Consider the following 15,210-nt stretch of genomic DNA (forward strand, 5'->3'; position numbering starts at 1 on the left):
CCCGTCCTAGGCGGGGCGAGCAGCCGAAAAACCGCGCCCCGCTCTTGCTTCCGCCTGCGCCGCCAAAAACGCATTCGGTTGCCAAAGCTGAAAATGATCCGCCCGTCCGACGAAGGTGACTTCGGTGGATATGCCGGTGAATTCCCGCACGAAATCCGTCACCATCAATCGACCTTCCTGGTCGAGCTTCATGAAAACGCCGCCGCCGTGAACCAGCAGCGACATCGCGTTCGCCTCCGGCGAGAAGGCATCCATCGACGCAATCTGCCGCTCGTAGCGTTCCAGCAAATCCGGACCGCCGACACTGATTGCCGGAAAGGCGAAATCCTGAAGACAATAAAGCTCCTGAATGCCGCGCCTGACCAGCACCGAACGAAACGGAGACGGAACCGAAACGCGCCCCTTGGCGTCGATCCTGTTCGTCACGTTCGATAAAAAGCGGTCCATTACTCAACTCGCCAAAACCGCATTCCGCAAAGCGAACCATCCACTTCACAGACGACACCGGTACGCACGACACATCGCCAAGCGCCAGGGCGACGTGCCCTGCAGCAGCCCCTCGTAGGCTCCTCACTCGTTTCAGCGATTGCGGGTCAAAAACACGACCCAATGTGGTGTGCATTTGGGATATCATGGGACACTATGGGCGTCAATGGGAGAAGCCGGCACGATACCGACTTCGCATCGGAAATTCATAAGCCGTTAAGTTTAACGAATGGTTTACCGGGCGGCGCGACGATGCGCTTTCACGGCACAGGAAGATGCGGTGAAAGCGCTGTTTTTCTTTGTAAAAACAAGGAAATGGCCACATTATCCGGCTTCACGGGCAGTTGGGTCAGGCCGTCAACGTCAGAAAATAATGGAATCGATGAGAAGCTCAGTCACGATGGCTTCCATCGCTGCGCTCTGTATCCGCATTCTCAGGACGCAGTGCTTCCTCATCAAACTCCTGGCCTTTAGCCAGAAGACGCAGAACGACCACATCATCCTGCTCCACCACAAAAGCGACACTGGTGCTACGTTCAAAACCGATTATGCGGAGCCCCATACGCAATTCGTTACGCACCGTGCCCCGTTCGGGAAAGACATTCAAAGTTGAAAGAAATATACCGATGCGATCAATGTACCGATCTGCGACAGCCGACGACCCTGATTTGCCGACGATATTTTGATGGACATGCACCAGATCGGTCTGCGCTTCGGGTGACAGGCGCACAACGTAATACTTCATTTAAAAGCGTTTCCAGCAAAAACATGCGGCAACTTGGCATTACGAATTGCATAAATATAAATAGATAAAGGGCTTCCGACAGGTGGGAGCTATGTGCGCCCCTCACCCTTGGCAATCCGCGCCCTGACCTCGGCCAAACCTTCATTGAGGGGCTTGGCCCTGCCCGGGTCTGCTTTGTGAGCATCGTATGCGGATGTTACTTCTTCCTGCAACCAGCGCTCCACGGCCGCATCGCGGGCTGCCAGGGTGCGAAGGCCATCACGGATAACCTCGCTCTCGGTCGCATATTCGCCGGAAGCGACCTTTGCCTTGACCATTTCCGCCAATTCCAGGGGAAGTGTGATGCTGAAAGCTTGGGTGGTGCGCATGGTTTTCGCCTTTCATTCACCCTTGTATCACACGGTATGATTTAATCATACACATTCCTGATCATCCATGGGGGAAGCGGCATGTACGAGCCGCCGCAAGATCGAGGAAAATTCGCCAGTTGGCCTGTAAGCCGGGTTCTGTATGGCCCCGGTTTGACCCGGAACGTGGCAGCCATTCATCTGGGACGGCATTTGCATGCCGCCTCGCGCAACCCACCCGGATGACGGGCCCGGAAACCGGCTGTGAACGGGCTTTCGCCCATCCCGTGTCATCCCTATTCGGTCTTGCTCCCGGTGGGGTTTACCTTGCCGCCGCTGTTACCAGAAGCGCGGTGGGCTCTTACCCCACCCTTTCACCCTTACCATGCGATGCATGGCGGTTTGCTCTCTGTGGCACTTTCCCTGGGGTCGCCCCCGCCGGACGTTATCCGGCACCGTATTTCCGTGGAGCCCGGACTTTCCTCACCTTACCGTCTTTCGACATTGGTAAAGCGCGGCTGCCCGGCCAACTGGCATGGGCTGCATAACCATGTTCCGAGGCGAAAGCCACCGAAAAGCGCATGCGAGGATCAAAGAAATGCCGGCTTGAAATCCGTCGCGAAGGCGCCGTCGGCGATCTTTCCGTCCCGCAGCAGCACAGCGCCGAGCCGTCCGATCTCATCGGAACTCTTGGCCGCCGTGCCGTTGCCGCCGGTCAGAACCGCAATCTTCGGCGAGGCGGTGAAGCCGATGGCCGGATAACCGCTTTGCGTTTTGGAGACGACGCAGGCGGCCATCGAGACACGCGAAAGATCGATGGAAGGCACCAGCGATCCGACGATCTCCGAGAGATGATCACGCACGCTTTCGCGTCCGCCGGAGCGGAACCATTCCCGGATTTCCGGGTCGCTGCCGAGCCTCTTGTCGTCGGGATCGCCACCGATCTTCAGATAGAATTTGCCATCGGGATAACGTACCGGCGGCAGAAGATAGATATGTTTCGTCGTGTCGCGCGGTTCATAGATCAGCGACGGCATGTCCGCATATTGATCCAGATCGCCCTCATTTACCTCGAAGAAAGCGACGGTGCGCCCATAGACATCGAGGGCCACCGGCTGCGGCAGCAGATCTTTCGTGATCGAGAAGCCGCCCGCCGCCACCAGCACACTGTCTGCGGTATAAACCGCGCCCGAGGCCGTCTCCACCCGTGCGCGACCATCCTCTTCCCGAGTCGAAACGACAATATCGTCGATAAGCGTAACGCCGGCCTTTTCCGCCAGAATGGCCTGCGCCTTCACCAGCCCACGCGGATTGACGTATCCGGCATTGTCCCTTTCGAACACGCCCTCGCAACCGGGCTCGAAGGAGAAATAGGGAAAGCGGCTTTCGAGGTGTTCCCCGCCCAGCAGTTCCGTGGACACGCCGAGCCGCGCCGCCGCCTTGCGGACATCGTCGACAAAAGGATTATCGCCGCCCCGTTCAGGCCCCACCATCAGGCAGCCGACGGGTGCATAAAATTCAACGCCGCTTCGTGCGGCAATGTCGGCGTAACGCGCTATCGAGCGGTTGGCGAGCAGCGCCCAGTCGGCATCGCCATCAATGGTGCGGGTAATCCGCGCCTCGTCATAGTGACTGGCGAAAACGCCCAGATGCGATTTGATGTCGGCAGGTTCGCCGGGGCCGATCAGCGCGACGCCATCCACCGTTTCGGCCAGATGGCGGGCGGCGGCGGCACCCATCATGCCGCGACCCACGACGATGTATCTGAAATGTCCCGACATGCCGCCCTCTTCACCCGCTCACTTCCGTCGCAACCTTGTAGCTGCTTCGTCCCTGAATGTCAGACGAAAACCGGCGACATTTCGGCGGCGAATTCATCCTCGGTCAGCTGGCCGTTCAAAAGCAGCATGGCGCCCAGCCGGCCGATTTCGTCCGAAGACTTGGCGGAGACGAAATTACCGCCGGTCAGAACCGCGATATTGGAGGATTGCGTATAGCCGATATAGGGATAGCTGCTGCGGGTGATAGAGGCGACACAGGAGCCTGAGGTGACCGGGCAGCCGGAAAGCTCCGGCATCAAGGAGAGCGCCCGCTTTTTCAGAAACTCCACCTCACCCGGCGTGCCGTCCGAATGGAACCAGTCAACCGCTTCCGCGAGCGTTTCAAGCCTGCCCTTTTCGCTCTCGCCGCCGATCTTCAGATAGACCTTGCCATCGGGATAACGCACCGGCGGCAGGATATAGACGATATCGTCCTCAGTCTCCGCCAGCACAATCGTGGAAGGCATGGCACCGAACAGCGCCTGCCGCGCCTCATCCAGTTCGAAAAAGACGATGGTGCGGCCCGTGGCCGCCATATCGACGCGAGAAGGCAGAAGCTCGGCCATGTTGGTGAAACCCCCGGCCGCTACGATGACCTTTTCAGCCGTATGAACCGCCCCTTCTCGTGTAGAAACCTCGACGCCATCGGAAGTATCGCGAATATGCGCCGCCGTCTGGCGCACAAGCCGCGCGCCCTGTGCGACGGCAATCGTGCATTGCGCCTTCACCAAGGCGCGCGGATTGACGTGGCCGGCATATTGCGCTTCGAAATAACCGCTGTGATCGGCCGGCAGGGAGAACATCGGAAACCGGCCAGCCAGCGCATCAGTGCCGAGTGTCTCGACATCGAGACCGAGACGGTCGGCCGAGGCAAGCGCACGCGAGACATAATCTCCCGCAAGCCCCTTGCCGTTTCCGGTGAACAGGCAGCCCGCTTCCGTGAAAAAGCGGATGCCGCTTTTGGCCTCGATCTCCGCATAACGGCGGATGGAGCGCTGCGCGAGTTCCGCCCAGACCGGATCGCCATCAAAACCGCGGGTAATGCGCGCTTCGTCGTAATGGCTCGAAAACACACCCTGATGGGTCTTGCGATCGGCGGGTTCGCCCGGGCCGATCAGCGCCACGCCATCCGTTTGCGCTGAGAGATGCCGCGCCGCAGCAGCCCCCATCATTCCGGCCCCGACGACGATATATTTGAAATCCGGCATGCCATGCTCCGTATCAGATTTGCTTCTGACTACAGCATGCCGGGCCGAACCGGAATCGCTTTTCGCAATTTCGCAGACGAACGATGGCGGCCTCAGCCGGCCAGCAGCGCCTGCACCTTGCCGCAATAACGCTTGGACACCGGGTTCATCCGGGTGGCGCCATGGCCTGCATTGTAACGCAGGATCGTGCTGCACACCTGGCCGCCGCCAAGCTGATGCGCCGTCGCCAGATATTGCATGCCCCAGCGAATATTGGTCTCAGGATCGTAGAGCGCCTTGGTCGTGCCGCGATAGCCCATCATCCGCGCCGTCGCCGGCTTGATCTGCATCAGCCCGACCTCGCCTGCGCTGCCGCGGGCCTTCGGATTGAACTTGCTTTCCACCGAAACCACGGCATGCGCCAGATTGGTGGGAACGCCGTAACGTTTGGCATATTTGACGATCAGATCGGAATAGTCGTTCCTGAGCGAGGAAGGCAGGCTCTTTTCGGGAATGGGATAACCGGGCTTGCGGAAGAAGGTCTCCAGCGTCACGGTTTTGGTCTTGACGTCCTCGTCTTTGGCAAAAGCAATCCCCGCCTGCGAAGCGAGCATAACAACGCCCGCCACGACAGCAACAACAACCCTGTTCATATGTAGAAAAAGTCTCCAGATCGGATGACAGAAACAATGAAGCGACACAAATAATCTGCGCCCGGAAAGTCGATCACGACCCTCCGCTGTCCGGTCTCCTTGATTGATATTGACGGCAGGTTCCCCTGAAGAACGACACCGCATGCAGTGACGTTCTTAAACTTCCTCAATGCGGATTAACTGTGGCACGGTAAAAAAAGCGACTTGAACGGCAAGAAAATCGGGAACGATTTTCCAGGATTCGCGTTCAGGCGGCCGAAAATCTCGGCAGGCTGGAGATAAGCCGATGCAGCGTGTCGATGGTGGAGAAATCCGCGATGCCATCCACCAGAGCGGGACGGAAATGCCGCTGGAAGGCAGCCACGGCGCCTTCGGTTTTCTCGCAATAAGCGCCTGTAATTTCAACGCCATAACCATAAATGGACAGCATCGACTGCAGCGCTTCGACCGGTTGGCCATGATCGCCGCGCTGGAAAAAACGGCCGCCACGGATCGGCGCAGGCTCCACCCAATGGCCGACACCATGCTGCGACAGGATGTCCCACGGGAATTTTTCACCCGGATCGACCTTGCGGATCGGCGCGACATCCGAGTGCGCCAGCACCCTTTCAGGGGCGATAGACCAGCGCTGGCCGCAATCGCGACACAATTCGATGACGGCTTCCACCTGTTTTTCCGGAAATTCCGGCAGGCCGCCGGGATGGCCCTGATTGGCGATCTCGATGCCGATGGAGCGGGAATTGATGTCCTGATCCCCCGCCCAGATGCTTTTGCCCGCGTGCCAGGCACGGCGGATTTCCGGCACGAGCTGGATGACGCGCCCGTCCTCGAAGATGAAATAATGGCTGGAAACCTGACTTTCCGGATTGCAGAGCCACGATAGCGCGCCGTCGGCCGTCGTCATGCCGGTATAATGCAGCAGGATAATATCGGGGCCGGCCACACCCAGCCTTTCGCCATGGTTAGGCGAAGGCGCAACGGCTGCGCCCCCGAAATCCGGGGTAAAATCCGGCAGACATTCACTCATGCGACGCGGCGTTCTTTCTCGATGGCCGCATAGGCGGCGTTGAGAGCCGCCATACGCTCATTCGCGGCCGCATGCAATTCCATGGGAACGCCGCGTGCAATGAGCTTGTCAGGATGGTGTTCGGCAACCAGCGAACGGTAACGCCGGCGAATATCGGAAAAATCGTCGGAAGGCGAAACGCCGAGCACGCGATAGGGGTCGCGCCCGTCCATATGGACATGCCGCGCCATGATCGTTTCGAAGTGATCTTCGGTGATACGGAAGATTTCCGCAATCCGGCCGAGGAAGGCCAGTTCCCGCTCATGGATCAGCCCATCGGCCTTGGCGATGTGGAACAGCCCGTCGATGACGCTTTCCAGCATCTCGCAATTGGCATGCCCGGAACCGCAAAGACCGGCAAGCCGCTCGGCATAGGCCTCGTAACCGGCAACATCCTGGCGGGCGAGATTATAAAGACGGGCGACGTTCTTGGCTTCTTCTTCCGGAAAATCGAAGATTTGCCGGAAGGCGCGCACCTCGGCATCGTTGACGACACCGTCGGCCTTCGCCATCTTGGCGGAAAGCGCGATGATCGCCACGGAAAAGGAAACCTTGCGGCGGGTTTCCGGATCACCCTCGAAAAGGGTGCGGATGGCTTCCACCACGCGCCCGAGCGCACCGCCTGCCGCGTCGCCGATTGCGCCGAGCAGCCGTTCCCACAGGGATGAAATTTGCAGACAGGCGAAATCGAACATCATGCGACAAGCATGACGGGATATTGCCGCGAATGCAATATGTCCAGCGGGCCGGCGGCATTAACTTTTATTCATCTTTGCGACAGTTTTGCTTCAGGAACAAGAGCGCGCCAGACGATGACGCCACAGTTTTCCACAGATGGCGGGAAGCCGGCCACCGGCTATGCCGATTGAAACGATTATATTTCGCCACTTTGCTCAAGCCGCTGAAAAACCGCGAGAAATCGGCGTTTTTCTTCATAAATTCACTTTACACCTACACGCGGCTGTCGCATCCATTTGCCAGACATGTCTTTGGGTATATGTGAAAAGGAGAGCCATGATGGCCAAACAGAAAGTCGCAATGCTGACCGCGGGTGGCCTTGCGCCCTGTCTCTCTTCGGCCGTGGGCGGCCTGATCGAGCGTTACAGCGACATTGCGCCTGATATCGACATCGTGGCCTATCGCTCCGGTTATCAGGGCGTACTTCTGGGTGACCGTATCGAGATCACCAGGGATATGCGGGAAAAGGCGCATCTGCTGCACCGTTACGGCGGCTCGCCGATCGGCAACAGCCGCGTCAAGCTCACCAATGCAGCCGATTGCGCCAAGCGCGGTCTGGTCAAGGAAGGCGACAATCCGCTTCGCGTCGCGGCGGACCGGCTGGCGGCTGACGGCATCACCATTCTCCACACCATCGGCGGCGACGACACCAACACGACGGCTGCCGACCTTGCCGCCTATCTCGGCGCCAACGGCTACAATCTCACCGTTGTCGGTCTGCCGAAGACGGTGGATAACGACGTTGTGCCGATCAAGCAGTCGCTCGGCGCCTGGACGGCGGCCGAAGTCGGCGCCTCCTTCTTCGACAATGTCAGCAACGAGCAGAGCGCAGCACCGAAGACCTTCGTCATCCACGAAGTCATGGGCCGCCATTGCGGCTGGCTGACGGCCGCCACCGCCCGCGCCTATATCCAGAAGACCAGCGGCAATGACTATGTCGAAGGCCTGATGATGAACACGCAGATGAAGAACATCGACGGCATCTACCTGCCGGAAATGGCCTTCGACATCGAGGCGGAAGCCGAGCGACTGAAGGAAATCATGGACAGGAACGGCTATGTCACGCTGTTCGTTTCCGAAGGTGCGGGCCTCGATTCCATCGTCGCCGAGCGCGAAGCCTCCGGCGAGGCTGTCAAGCGCGACGCTTTCGGCCATGTGAAGATCGACACCATCAATGTCGGCGGCTGGTTCCAGAAGCAGTTCGCCAGCCTCATCGGTGCGGAACGCTCCATGGTGCAGAAATCAGGCTATTTCGCCCGCTCCGCCGCCGCCAATGGCGACGACCTGCGCCTCATCCAGGGCATGGTCGATCTCGCCGTCGAAAGCGCGCTCAACAAGGTCTCCGGCGTCACCGGCCATGACGAAGACCAGAATGGCAAATTGCGGACCATCGAGTTTCCGCGTATCAAGGGCGGAAAGCATTTCGACCTCTCTGCAAAATGGTTTACCGAAGTGATGGAACACGTCGGTCAGCCGTTCACAGCGGCCTGATTTTACGATAGGCTAAAATAATACGGCGACAGGGAGGGCAAGGAGGAAGAGAATGTCTGGACAGGCCTGGCTGATTTTTTGTGCAGCATGTGCCGTTGTGTTCGCACTCCCCTCTCCCCTTGTATTCTCTGTCGCCTCCTATGCCGCCATTCGCGGCAAAAAGACGGTCTTCGCCTCCGTCGGCGGCGGCGCGCTCGGCATCGTCACGGCCATGACGATTTCCGCCATTCCGGTGGCCGGTCTCGCCTGGCTGCCGCAATCCTTCGTCGAAATCGTGCAATGGGCCGGCATCGGCTGGCTGATGCTGTTCCTCCTGTGGACCTTCGCCACGCCTGCCGCACAGGCGGCCAATGCAGATAATGACAATCTGCCGGGCAAATCCTGGAGCGGCATTTTCCGCGATTGTTACGCCATTGCCGCCCTGCGCCCGCGCTACTTCGCTTTCTTTCTGGCGTTGCTGCCGCAATTCGTGTCCACCTCCGGCAATGCAATTGAAACGCTTGCCATGGCGCAGGCCGCCATCCTGCTTCTGGCGCTGGTGATTCTGACCGCGCAGGCGCTGTTTGCCGGGCCAACTCTGGCGATGGTGCGCCGCATGTCGGGCGATAAGAAAATCCGGCCGAAATACCGCACCCACTTCATTTCCGGCCGCGCCGTCAGCGCCGGATACAGGCGCATCGCGGCCTGAAAAACCGCCCGAAAGCCGGGGAGAAACGTCCCGGCTTGCCGCTATCCTTACAATAGGTTAATGAAGGCTCGACGGGACACTGCCTGCTTCGCTCGACGCGGGGGTATCGAAAGACAGGCATAACGAAGGCGGCAACATGCGAAATTCGGGAAAATTCCGCGGAGGAAGTGCACTTCTTCTGTCTTCCACCGTGGGTCTGGCACTGGCATTGAGCGCATGCACCAGCGTCGAATATACCGCAAAGGAAGGGCCGAACGGCCCGAAGATCGCAACGGTCAATCCCGCGACCACTCCTGCGCAAACATCGGCGCAGCCGGCAACGGCCGAAGCAGCAGCGGGCGCGACCCCGGCAGCAGCAGCAACGGTGCAGACCGCCGAAACCGCAACCTCTTCCCAGCCTGCAGCACTTCCCACCGCAGTCGCCGTCAAGGGCGGACGCGTGGCGCTGCCGCCGGCTTCTGAAATTGCTGCAGCCGCAGCCATCGCCGCCCAGATGCAGCCGCAGCAGAACGAAGTCGCCCAGGCGAGTGTGACGACATCTGCGCCGACCACGGCCACGGCGCTGGCACCGACAAACGCCACTCCGGCGGCCGCAGCCATCGAAACGGCTGACGTGGCGGCCAAGCCGGCTGCCCACAACGCCGCCGCCGATCTGCCGCAGGTGGTTGCCGTCAAGGGCAGCTTCCCGCCCGCACCGCCGCCGCCCGGTTCGCCCTCCATCGGCACCGAGCTGACGGCCGAACGCAAAGTGATTCCGCTGCCGAAACCGGACAGCACGGTTCTGGCCTATGCCGCCGGCCCGACCAACGCCGCGCTGGCCGCCATCCGCCAGAACGAATCGATGACGACGCCACTCAATTCGGCCCCGGCCGGACGCGAAAAGCTGAGCGGCCTTATTACCAAATACGCCACCATGTATGATGTGCCGGAAGATCTGGTTCACCGCGTGGTGCGGCGCGAAAGCATGTATAATCCCGGCGCCTATAGCAGCGGCAATTTCGGCCTGATGCAGATCCGGCACGCCACGGCCCGCTCCATGGGCTTCGATGGCCCTGCCTCCGGCCTTTTCGATGCCGAAACCAACCTCAAATACGCCGTCAAATATCTGCGCGGCGCATGGGTTGTGGCAGGCAACGACCGCGACAACGCAGTCCGGCTTTACGCGCGCGGCTATTATTACGACGCCAAGCGCAAGGGCATGCTGCACGTTCTGCGCAAGTGATGGCCTCCGGCTCTGTTATGCGAATGCAACCGCGCGGCTTTTCTTAAGCCGCCGGGTATTTTCATTTCGTCATCCTGATTGGGCGGCGCGGGCTGGTTTTCCACCGACACCCCTATTCCCCGGCTTTGCCCACAGCCCCTGTCATCAAATTGTAGTGTCACGGCTGTAGACGCCTCTCAATCGACTGAGAGGTGAACATATGACGAGTGCGGCACCCAAGACCGGCTTCAGCAAGAACACAAAACTGAAGTCCGCATTGCTCCAGCACAAGGCACTCTCCAAAAGCGGTTTGTCCGAGCGCTTCTTCGGCGTCCTCTTTTCCGGCCTCGTCTATCCGCAGATATGGGAAGACCCGGAAATCGACATGGAAGCGATGGAGCTTGGCGAAGGTCACCGCATCGTCACCATCGGCTCGGGCGGCTGCAACATGCTGGCCTATCTCTCCCGCAATCCGGCCAGCATCGATGTCGTGGACCTCAACCCGCACCACATCGCGCTGAACAAGCTCAAGCTCGCCGCCTTCCGCCATCTGCCCGCCCATCAGGACGTGGTGCGCCACTTCGGCCGCGCAAATACGCGCAGCAACAGCCACGGTTACGACCGCTTCATCGCCGAGCATCTCGACGCCACGACCAAGGCTTACTGGTCGAAGCGCACCCTTTCCGGCCGCCGCCGCATCTCTGTCTTCGACAGGAACATCTATCGCACCGGCCTGCTCGGCCGCTTCATCGGCGCCGGCCATCTCATGGCCCGTCTGCACGGCGTGAAGCTCACCGAAATGGCCAAGACCCGCACGCTGGACGAACAGCGCCAGTTTTTCGACAGCAAGGTGGCGCCGTTGTTCGACAAGCCGGTGGTGCGCTGGCTGACGAAGCGCAAAAGCTCGTTGTTCGGCCTCGGCATTCCGCCTCGCCAATATGACGAGCTGGCCAGCCTCTCCGCCAATGGCACGGTCGCATCCGTGCTGAAGGCGCGGCTGGAAAAGCTCGCCTGCAACTTCCCGCTCAGCGACAATTATTTCGCCTGGCAGGCCTTTGTGCGCCGTTATCCCGAACCGCATGAGGGCGCGCTGCCCGCCTATCTCAAACCGGAATATTACGAGACGATCCGCAACAACACGGCCCGCGTTGCCGTGCACCACGCCACCTATACCGAGCTTCTCTCCAGAAAGCCGGCAAGCGCCGTCGACCGTTATATCCTCCTCGATGCGCAGGACTGGATGACCGACACGCAGCTCAACGAATTGTGGTCGCAGATCAGCCGCACCGCCGCGCCCGGTGCGCGCGTCATTTTCCGCACCGCGGCCGAAAAGAGCGTCATCGAAGGCCGGCTTTCGCCCGATATCCGCAACCAGTGGGTCTATCTCGAAGAGCGCTCCAACGAGCTCAACGCCATGGACCGTTCGGCCATCTACGGCGGCTTCCATATCTATCAGAGGGCTATGGCATGAAAACCATCGGCGAGAATGTGGGCCTTGCAGATAGCGCGCATGCGAGCCTGATGGACCGCATGTATCGCCACCAGCGGCATATCTACGATATCACCCGCAAATATTACCTTCTCGGCCGTGACCGGACCATTTCCGGCCTCGACGTGCCGAAGGGCGGCACGCTGTTGGAAGTCGGCTGCGGCACCGGCCGCAACCTGCTGCTGGCCAGCCGCAAATTTCCGCAGGCAAGACTGTTCGGCCTCGACATTTCCGCCGAAATGCTGCTGACCGCAGCCGAAAATTTCGCTGGCAAGGCGGAACGCCCCATTCTGCGCGTGGCCGATGCCACCGCTTTTCGCGCCTCCGAATTCGGCCAGCCCGACGGCTTCGACCGCGTCATGATCCCCTATGCCCTGTCGATGATACCGGACTGGGAAAAGGCGATCGAACAGGCGCTCACGGCGCTGAAACCCGGCGGCTCGCTGCATATCGTCGATTTCGGCCAGCAGGAACAATTGCCGAAGTGGTTCCGCACCCTTCTGCAAGCCTGGCTCACCCGTTTCCACGTCACGCCCCGCGCCAATCTCCGCTATGTTCTGGCCAATATGGCCGGCCGTTTCGACGGTAATCTCGAATTCGAGGAAATCGCCCGGGGTTATGCCTGGCGGGCTGTCATCACGCTTCCGGTTGCCGAAGCGCAGCAGCCGAAAATCCACCGCATATTGGCCGACGCCTGATTCCCGGCGGATTGCGAAACCCGCCTGCGCGTCTGTAGCGTAGTCTTCACGGCTCCGCCCGGCGAGGTTTCAGCAGTAAAAATCGCAAATCGCTTCAAATCCAGCGGCTTGCGAGATGCAAAAAAGCACCTTGCCCCTTGCCATAACCGCTTGTTTACCATGTTATGCGTAAATCGGGAGATACGGCGCGCCGTTTTGCGGCCGCGGGATGGGCAACACTTTCATCAGGGTTTCAATGCGGCTGCGTTTATCGGCACTATTGTCGGCTTTGCTGTTGATCGGCGGCTGCACCTCCACCAGCTATGACCTGCTGGAAACTGCATCCGTTTCCAGGCCGAAATTTTCCGATACCGATCCGCAGGATTTCGGCACGAACAACCCGCACCGCCATGAGGTGCACGGCATCGACGTGTCCAAATGGAATGGCGATGTCGACTGGCCGACCGTGCGCAAATCAGGCGTGTCCTTCGTCTTCATCAAGGCGACGGAGGGATCGGACCGCATCGATCCCAAATTCGGCGACCATTGGCGCAGCGCGGCGGCGGCAGATGTTCTGCACGCGCCCTACCACTTCTATTATTTCTGTTCGACAGCAGACGCCCAGGCCGACTGGTTCATTCGCAACGTGCCGAAAGAGGCCGTCACCCTTCCCCCGGTTCTCGACGTGGAATGGAACCCGGCCTCGCCCACCTGCAAGACGCGCCCGGCGCCCGGCATCGTTCGCGCCGAGATGCAGCGTTTCCTCGACCGCATCGAAGCCCACTACGGCAAGCGTCCGATCATCTATACCTCGGTGGACTTCCACCGCGACAATCTCGTCGGCCAGTTCAAGGATTACCATTTCTGGGTCCGCTCCGTCGCCGCCCATCCGGCCAGGATTTACGAAGATCGCAAATGGGCCTTCTGGCAATATACCGCAACCGGCGTCGTGCCCGGCGTGAACGGTCCGACCGACATCAATGTCTTTGCCGGAACGGAGAAAAACTGGCGGAAATGGATTGCTTCCGCCAAATAACACGGCCAAGAAGCAACACTTTTGAAAAATCGGCGTTGTTCTGCAACGTCAGATCATTCGGTCCGTTTTTTTGTCGCAAACATATGGGTAAAGCGGGCTAACAACCTATCGAGGAAATTCCCATGCCCACGTTCCGGTCGCGCAGCATCATTTTTGCCGCCGCTTTGTCGCTTCTTTCCACCGGCTCCGCCCTCGCCACACCGCCAGTGGCTTCGCCTGACGATCCCAAGCAGGTTGCCTGCGGCGGCGATCTCGGCGCATTCCTCGAAGGCGTGAAAGCCGATGCGCTTGCCAAGGGCATTCCGGCCGATGCGATCCAGAAGGCGCTTGCCGGCGCGCAGATCGATCCGAAGGTGCTTTCGCGTGACCGTGCACAGGGCGTCTTCCGCCAGACCTTCCTGGAATTCTCCCAGCGCACCGTCAGCCAGGCCCGTCTGGATATCGGCCGCAAGAAACTTCAGGAACTCTCCTCCACCTTCGCCCGTGCCGAAAACGAATTCGGTGTTCCGGCCGGCGTCATCGCCGCCTTCTGGGCCATGGAAACGGATTTCGGCGCGGTTCAGGGCGATTTCAACACCCGCAACGCGCTGGTGACCCTCTCGCATGATTGCCGCCGCCCGGAACTCTTCCGCCCGCAGCTGCTGGCGCTGATCGAAATGGTCCAGCACGGCGATCTCGATCCCGCCGCCAATACCGGCGCATGGGCCGGTGAAATCGGTCAGGTGCAGATGCTTCCCAAGGACATCATCGCCTTCGGCGTCGACGGCGATGGCGACGGCCATATCAACGTCAAGAGCAGCGCCCCGGATGCGATCCTGACGGCTGCGAAATTCATCCAGCATCTCGGTTTCAAGAAGGGCGAACCCTGGATTCAGGAAGTCTCGCTGCCGGAAAACCTGCCCTGGGAAAAATCCGGCCTCGGCGGTCCGCTGACCGCGGGTGACTGGTTCGCGCTGGGCGTGACCCCGCGCGACGGCAATAGAAACTTCGCCACCCTGCCCGCGGCCCTCATCATGCCGCAGGGACGCAAGGGACCGACCTTCATCACCTATCCGAACTTCAACATCTATCTCGAATGGAACCAGTCGTTCATCTACACGACCTCGGCCGCCTATTTCGCCACCCGCCTCATGGGCTCTCCCGTCTACAACAAGGGCAACCCGGAGCCCGGTTTCGATGATGCGACCATGAAGGAGCTTCAGACCAAGCTTGAAGCGCGCGGACACAATGTCGGCAAGGTGGATGGTATTCTCGGTTCCGGCACCCGCGTCGCCATCCAGAAGGAGCAGCAGCGTCTCGGAATGCCCGCCGATGGCTGGCCTTCGACCGCACTTCTGCAGGCGCTGTAAGCAATCTTAACGGCGCCTTCCGGCCCTTAATCTGTCGGACGGAATCAAGGCATAAAGCGTTAATCTCGACCTGATGACTGGGGATAACACCCCGGTCATTTACTTTTTTTAAACATATGAAGCACTGCGTGATAAGAAAATAATCTTTTATTTTCAAATAATTACAGAAATTTCTTTTTTATGCCGACAGGAGACGTGCTGCACTGCATCACAAAAACCGCTTTTCAACCGCCACAA

Annotated in this window: 15 protein-coding genes and 1 other RNA gene; 7 read left to right on the top strand and 9 right to left on the bottom strand. The window is 59.7% G+C overall.

Annotated features, from left to right (window positions below; translation table 11 throughout):
• Positions 1–6: 6 nt before the first annotated feature.
• From mraZ to O3W47_RS12410, 9 genes are all read right to left on the bottom strand, one after another.
• Positions 7–447 (bottom strand): division/cell wall cluster transcriptional repressor MraZ, encoded by a 441-nt coding sequence (gene mraZ, locus O3W47_RS12370; protein ID WP_003522190.1) that lies wholly within the window; start codon positions 445–447, stop codon positions 7–9.
• Positions 448–877: 430 nt separating this feature from the next.
• Positions 878–1,231: a type II toxin-antitoxin system RelE/ParE family toxin gene (locus O3W47_RS12375; RefSeq protein ID WP_269313856.1), complete on the bottom strand. Its 354-nt coding sequence runs from the start codon at positions 1,229–1,231 to the stop codon at positions 878–880.
• Between the two features lie 89 nt (positions 1,232–1,320).
• Positions 1,321–1,599, bottom strand: a complete 279-nt coding sequence (locus tag O3W47_RS12380; RefSeq protein WP_269313857.1) for a ribbon-helix-helix domain-containing protein — start codon at positions 1,597–1,599, stop codon at positions 1,321–1,323.
• 111 nt (positions 1,600–1,710) lie between these two features.
• Positions 1,711–2,112, bottom strand: an RNA gene (gene rnpB, locus O3W47_RS12385) — RNase P RNA component class A.
• Positions 2,113–2,168: 56 nt separating this feature from the next.
• The gene (locus O3W47_RS12390) at positions 2,169–3,359 is read right to left on the bottom strand and encodes an NAD(P)/FAD-dependent oxidoreductase (RefSeq protein ID WP_269313858.1); all 1,191 of its coding nucleotides are present in this window, start codon (positions 3,357–3,359) and stop codon (positions 2,169–2,171) included.
• 59 nt (positions 3,360–3,418) lie between these two features.
• A complete protein-coding gene (locus O3W47_RS12395; protein ID WP_269313859.1) occupies positions 3,419–4,606 on the bottom strand; it encodes an FAD-dependent oxidoreductase in 1,188 nt (395 codons plus the stop codon).
• 92 nt (positions 4,607–4,698) lie between these two features.
• Complete coding sequence (locus tag O3W47_RS12400; RefSeq protein ID WP_003522187.1) at positions 4,699–5,238, bottom strand: lytic transglycosylase domain-containing protein; 540 nt, start codon at positions 5,236–5,238, stop codon at positions 4,699–4,701.
• 247 nt (positions 5,239–5,485) lie between these two features.
• Positions 5,486–6,265, bottom strand: a complete 780-nt coding sequence (locus O3W47_RS12405; protein ID WP_269313860.1) for an N-acetylmuramoyl-L-alanine amidase — start codon at positions 6,263–6,265, stop codon at positions 5,486–5,488.
• Positions 6,262–7,002: a J domain-containing protein gene (locus O3W47_RS12410; RefSeq protein ID WP_003522185.1), complete on the bottom strand. Its 741-nt coding sequence runs from the start codon at positions 7,000–7,002 to the stop codon at positions 6,262–6,264. The genes O3W47_RS12405 and O3W47_RS12410 overlap by 4 nt, the downstream gene beginning before the upstream one ends.
• 319 nt (positions 7,003–7,321) lie before the next feature.
• On the opposite strand from O3W47_RS12410, the gene O3W47_RS12415 reads away from it, so the two are divergent.
• From O3W47_RS12415 to O3W47_RS12445, 7 genes are all read left to right on the top strand, one after another.
• On the top strand, positions 7,322–8,533 hold the full coding sequence (locus tag O3W47_RS12415; RefSeq protein ID WP_080816458.1) for a pyrophosphate--fructose-6-phosphate 1-phosphotransferase: 1,212 nt from the start codon (positions 7,322–7,324) through the stop codon (positions 8,531–8,533).
• 52 nt (positions 8,534–8,585) lie between these two features.
• Complete coding sequence (locus O3W47_RS12420; protein ID WP_269313861.1) at positions 8,586–9,221, top strand: LysE family translocator; 636 nt, start codon at positions 8,586–8,588, stop codon at positions 9,219–9,221.
• 136 nt (positions 9,222–9,357) lie between these two features.
• Entirely contained in the window at positions 9,358–10,443 is a 1,086-nt protein-coding gene (locus tag O3W47_RS12425; protein ID WP_269313862.1) for a lytic transglycosylase domain-containing protein, read from the top strand.
• 199 nt (positions 10,444–10,642) lie between these two features.
• Entirely contained in the window at positions 10,643–11,893 is a 1,251-nt protein-coding gene (locus O3W47_RS12430) for a DUF3419 family protein (RefSeq protein ID WP_269313863.1), read from the top strand.
• Positions 11,890–12,609, top strand: coding sequence for a class I SAM-dependent methyltransferase (locus O3W47_RS12435; RefSeq protein WP_162935840.1), 720 nt, complete (start codon positions 11,890–11,892; stop codon positions 12,607–12,609). Before O3W47_RS12430 ends, O3W47_RS12435 begins: the two co-directional genes overlap by 4 nt.
• A gap of 235 nt (positions 12,610–12,844) precedes the next feature.
• Complete coding sequence (locus tag O3W47_RS12440; RefSeq protein ID WP_137452961.1) at positions 12,845–13,624, top strand: glycoside hydrolase family 25 protein; 780 nt, start codon at positions 12,845–12,847, stop codon at positions 13,622–13,624.
• A gap of 122 nt (positions 13,625–13,746) precedes the next feature.
• On the top strand, positions 13,747–14,973 hold the full coding sequence (locus O3W47_RS12445; RefSeq protein WP_269313864.1) for a lytic murein transglycosylase: 1,227 nt from the start codon (positions 13,747–13,749) through the stop codon (positions 14,971–14,973).
• The last annotated feature ends 237 nt before the right edge of the window (positions 14,974–15,210 follow it).

Source organism: Agrobacterium sp. LMR679, from assembly GCF_027157905.1.
Taxonomy (GTDB): domain Bacteria; phylum Pseudomonadota; class Alphaproteobacteria; order Rhizobiales; family Rhizobiaceae; genus Agrobacterium; species Agrobacterium leguminum.

Bases quoted from the DNA above. Each gene is read 5' to 3' on its own strand.
- mraZ (WP_003522190.1), bottom strand. From the start codon at position 447: ATGGACCGCTTTTTATCGAACGTGACGAACAGGATCGACGCCAAGGGG.
- O3W47_RS12375 (WP_269313856.1), bottom strand. From the start codon at position 1,231: ATGAAGTATTACGTTGTGCGCCTGTCACCCGAAGCGCAGACCGATCTG.
- O3W47_RS12380 (WP_269313857.1), bottom strand. From the start codon at position 1,599: ATGCGCACCACCCAAGCTTTCAGCATCACACTTCCCCTGGAATTGGCG.
- O3W47_RS12390 (WP_269313858.1), bottom strand. From the start codon at position 3,359: ATGTCGGGACATTTCAGATACATCGTCGTGGGTCGCGGCATGATGGGT.
- O3W47_RS12395 (WP_269313859.1), bottom strand. From the start codon at position 4,606: ATGCCGGATTTCAAATATATCGTCGTCGGGGCCGGAATGATGGGGGCT.
- O3W47_RS12400 (WP_003522187.1), bottom strand. From the start codon at position 5,238: ATGAACAGGGTTGTTGTTGCTGTCGTGGCGGGCGTTGTTATGCTCGCT.
- O3W47_RS12405 (WP_269313860.1), bottom strand. From the start codon at position 6,265: ATGAGTGAATGTCTGCCGGATTTTACCCCGGATTTCGGGGGCGCAGCC.
- O3W47_RS12410 (WP_003522185.1), bottom strand. From the start codon at position 7,002: ATGATGTTCGATTTCGCCTGTCTGCAAATTTCATCCCTGTGGGAACGG.
- O3W47_RS12415 (WP_080816458.1), top strand. From the start codon at position 7,322: ATGGCCAAACAGAAAGTCGCAATGCTGACCGCGGGTGGCCTTGCGCCC.
- O3W47_RS12420 (WP_269313861.1), top strand. From the start codon at position 8,586: ATGTCTGGACAGGCCTGGCTGATTTTTTGTGCAGCATGTGCCGTTGTG.
- O3W47_RS12425 (WP_269313862.1), top strand. From the start codon at position 9,358: ATGCGAAATTCGGGAAAATTCCGCGGAGGAAGTGCACTTCTTCTGTCT.
- O3W47_RS12430 (WP_269313863.1), top strand. From the start codon at position 10,643: ATGACGAGTGCGGCACCCAAGACCGGCTTCAGCAAGAACACAAAACTG.
- O3W47_RS12435 (WP_162935840.1), top strand. From the start codon at position 11,890: ATGAAAACCATCGGCGAGAATGTGGGCCTTGCAGATAGCGCGCATGCG.
- O3W47_RS12440 (WP_137452961.1), top strand. From the start codon at position 12,845: ATGCGGCTGCGTTTATCGGCACTATTGTCGGCTTTGCTGTTGATCGGC.
- O3W47_RS12445 (WP_269313864.1), top strand. From the start codon at position 13,747: ATGCCCACGTTCCGGTCGCGCAGCATCATTTTTGCCGCCGCTTTGTCG.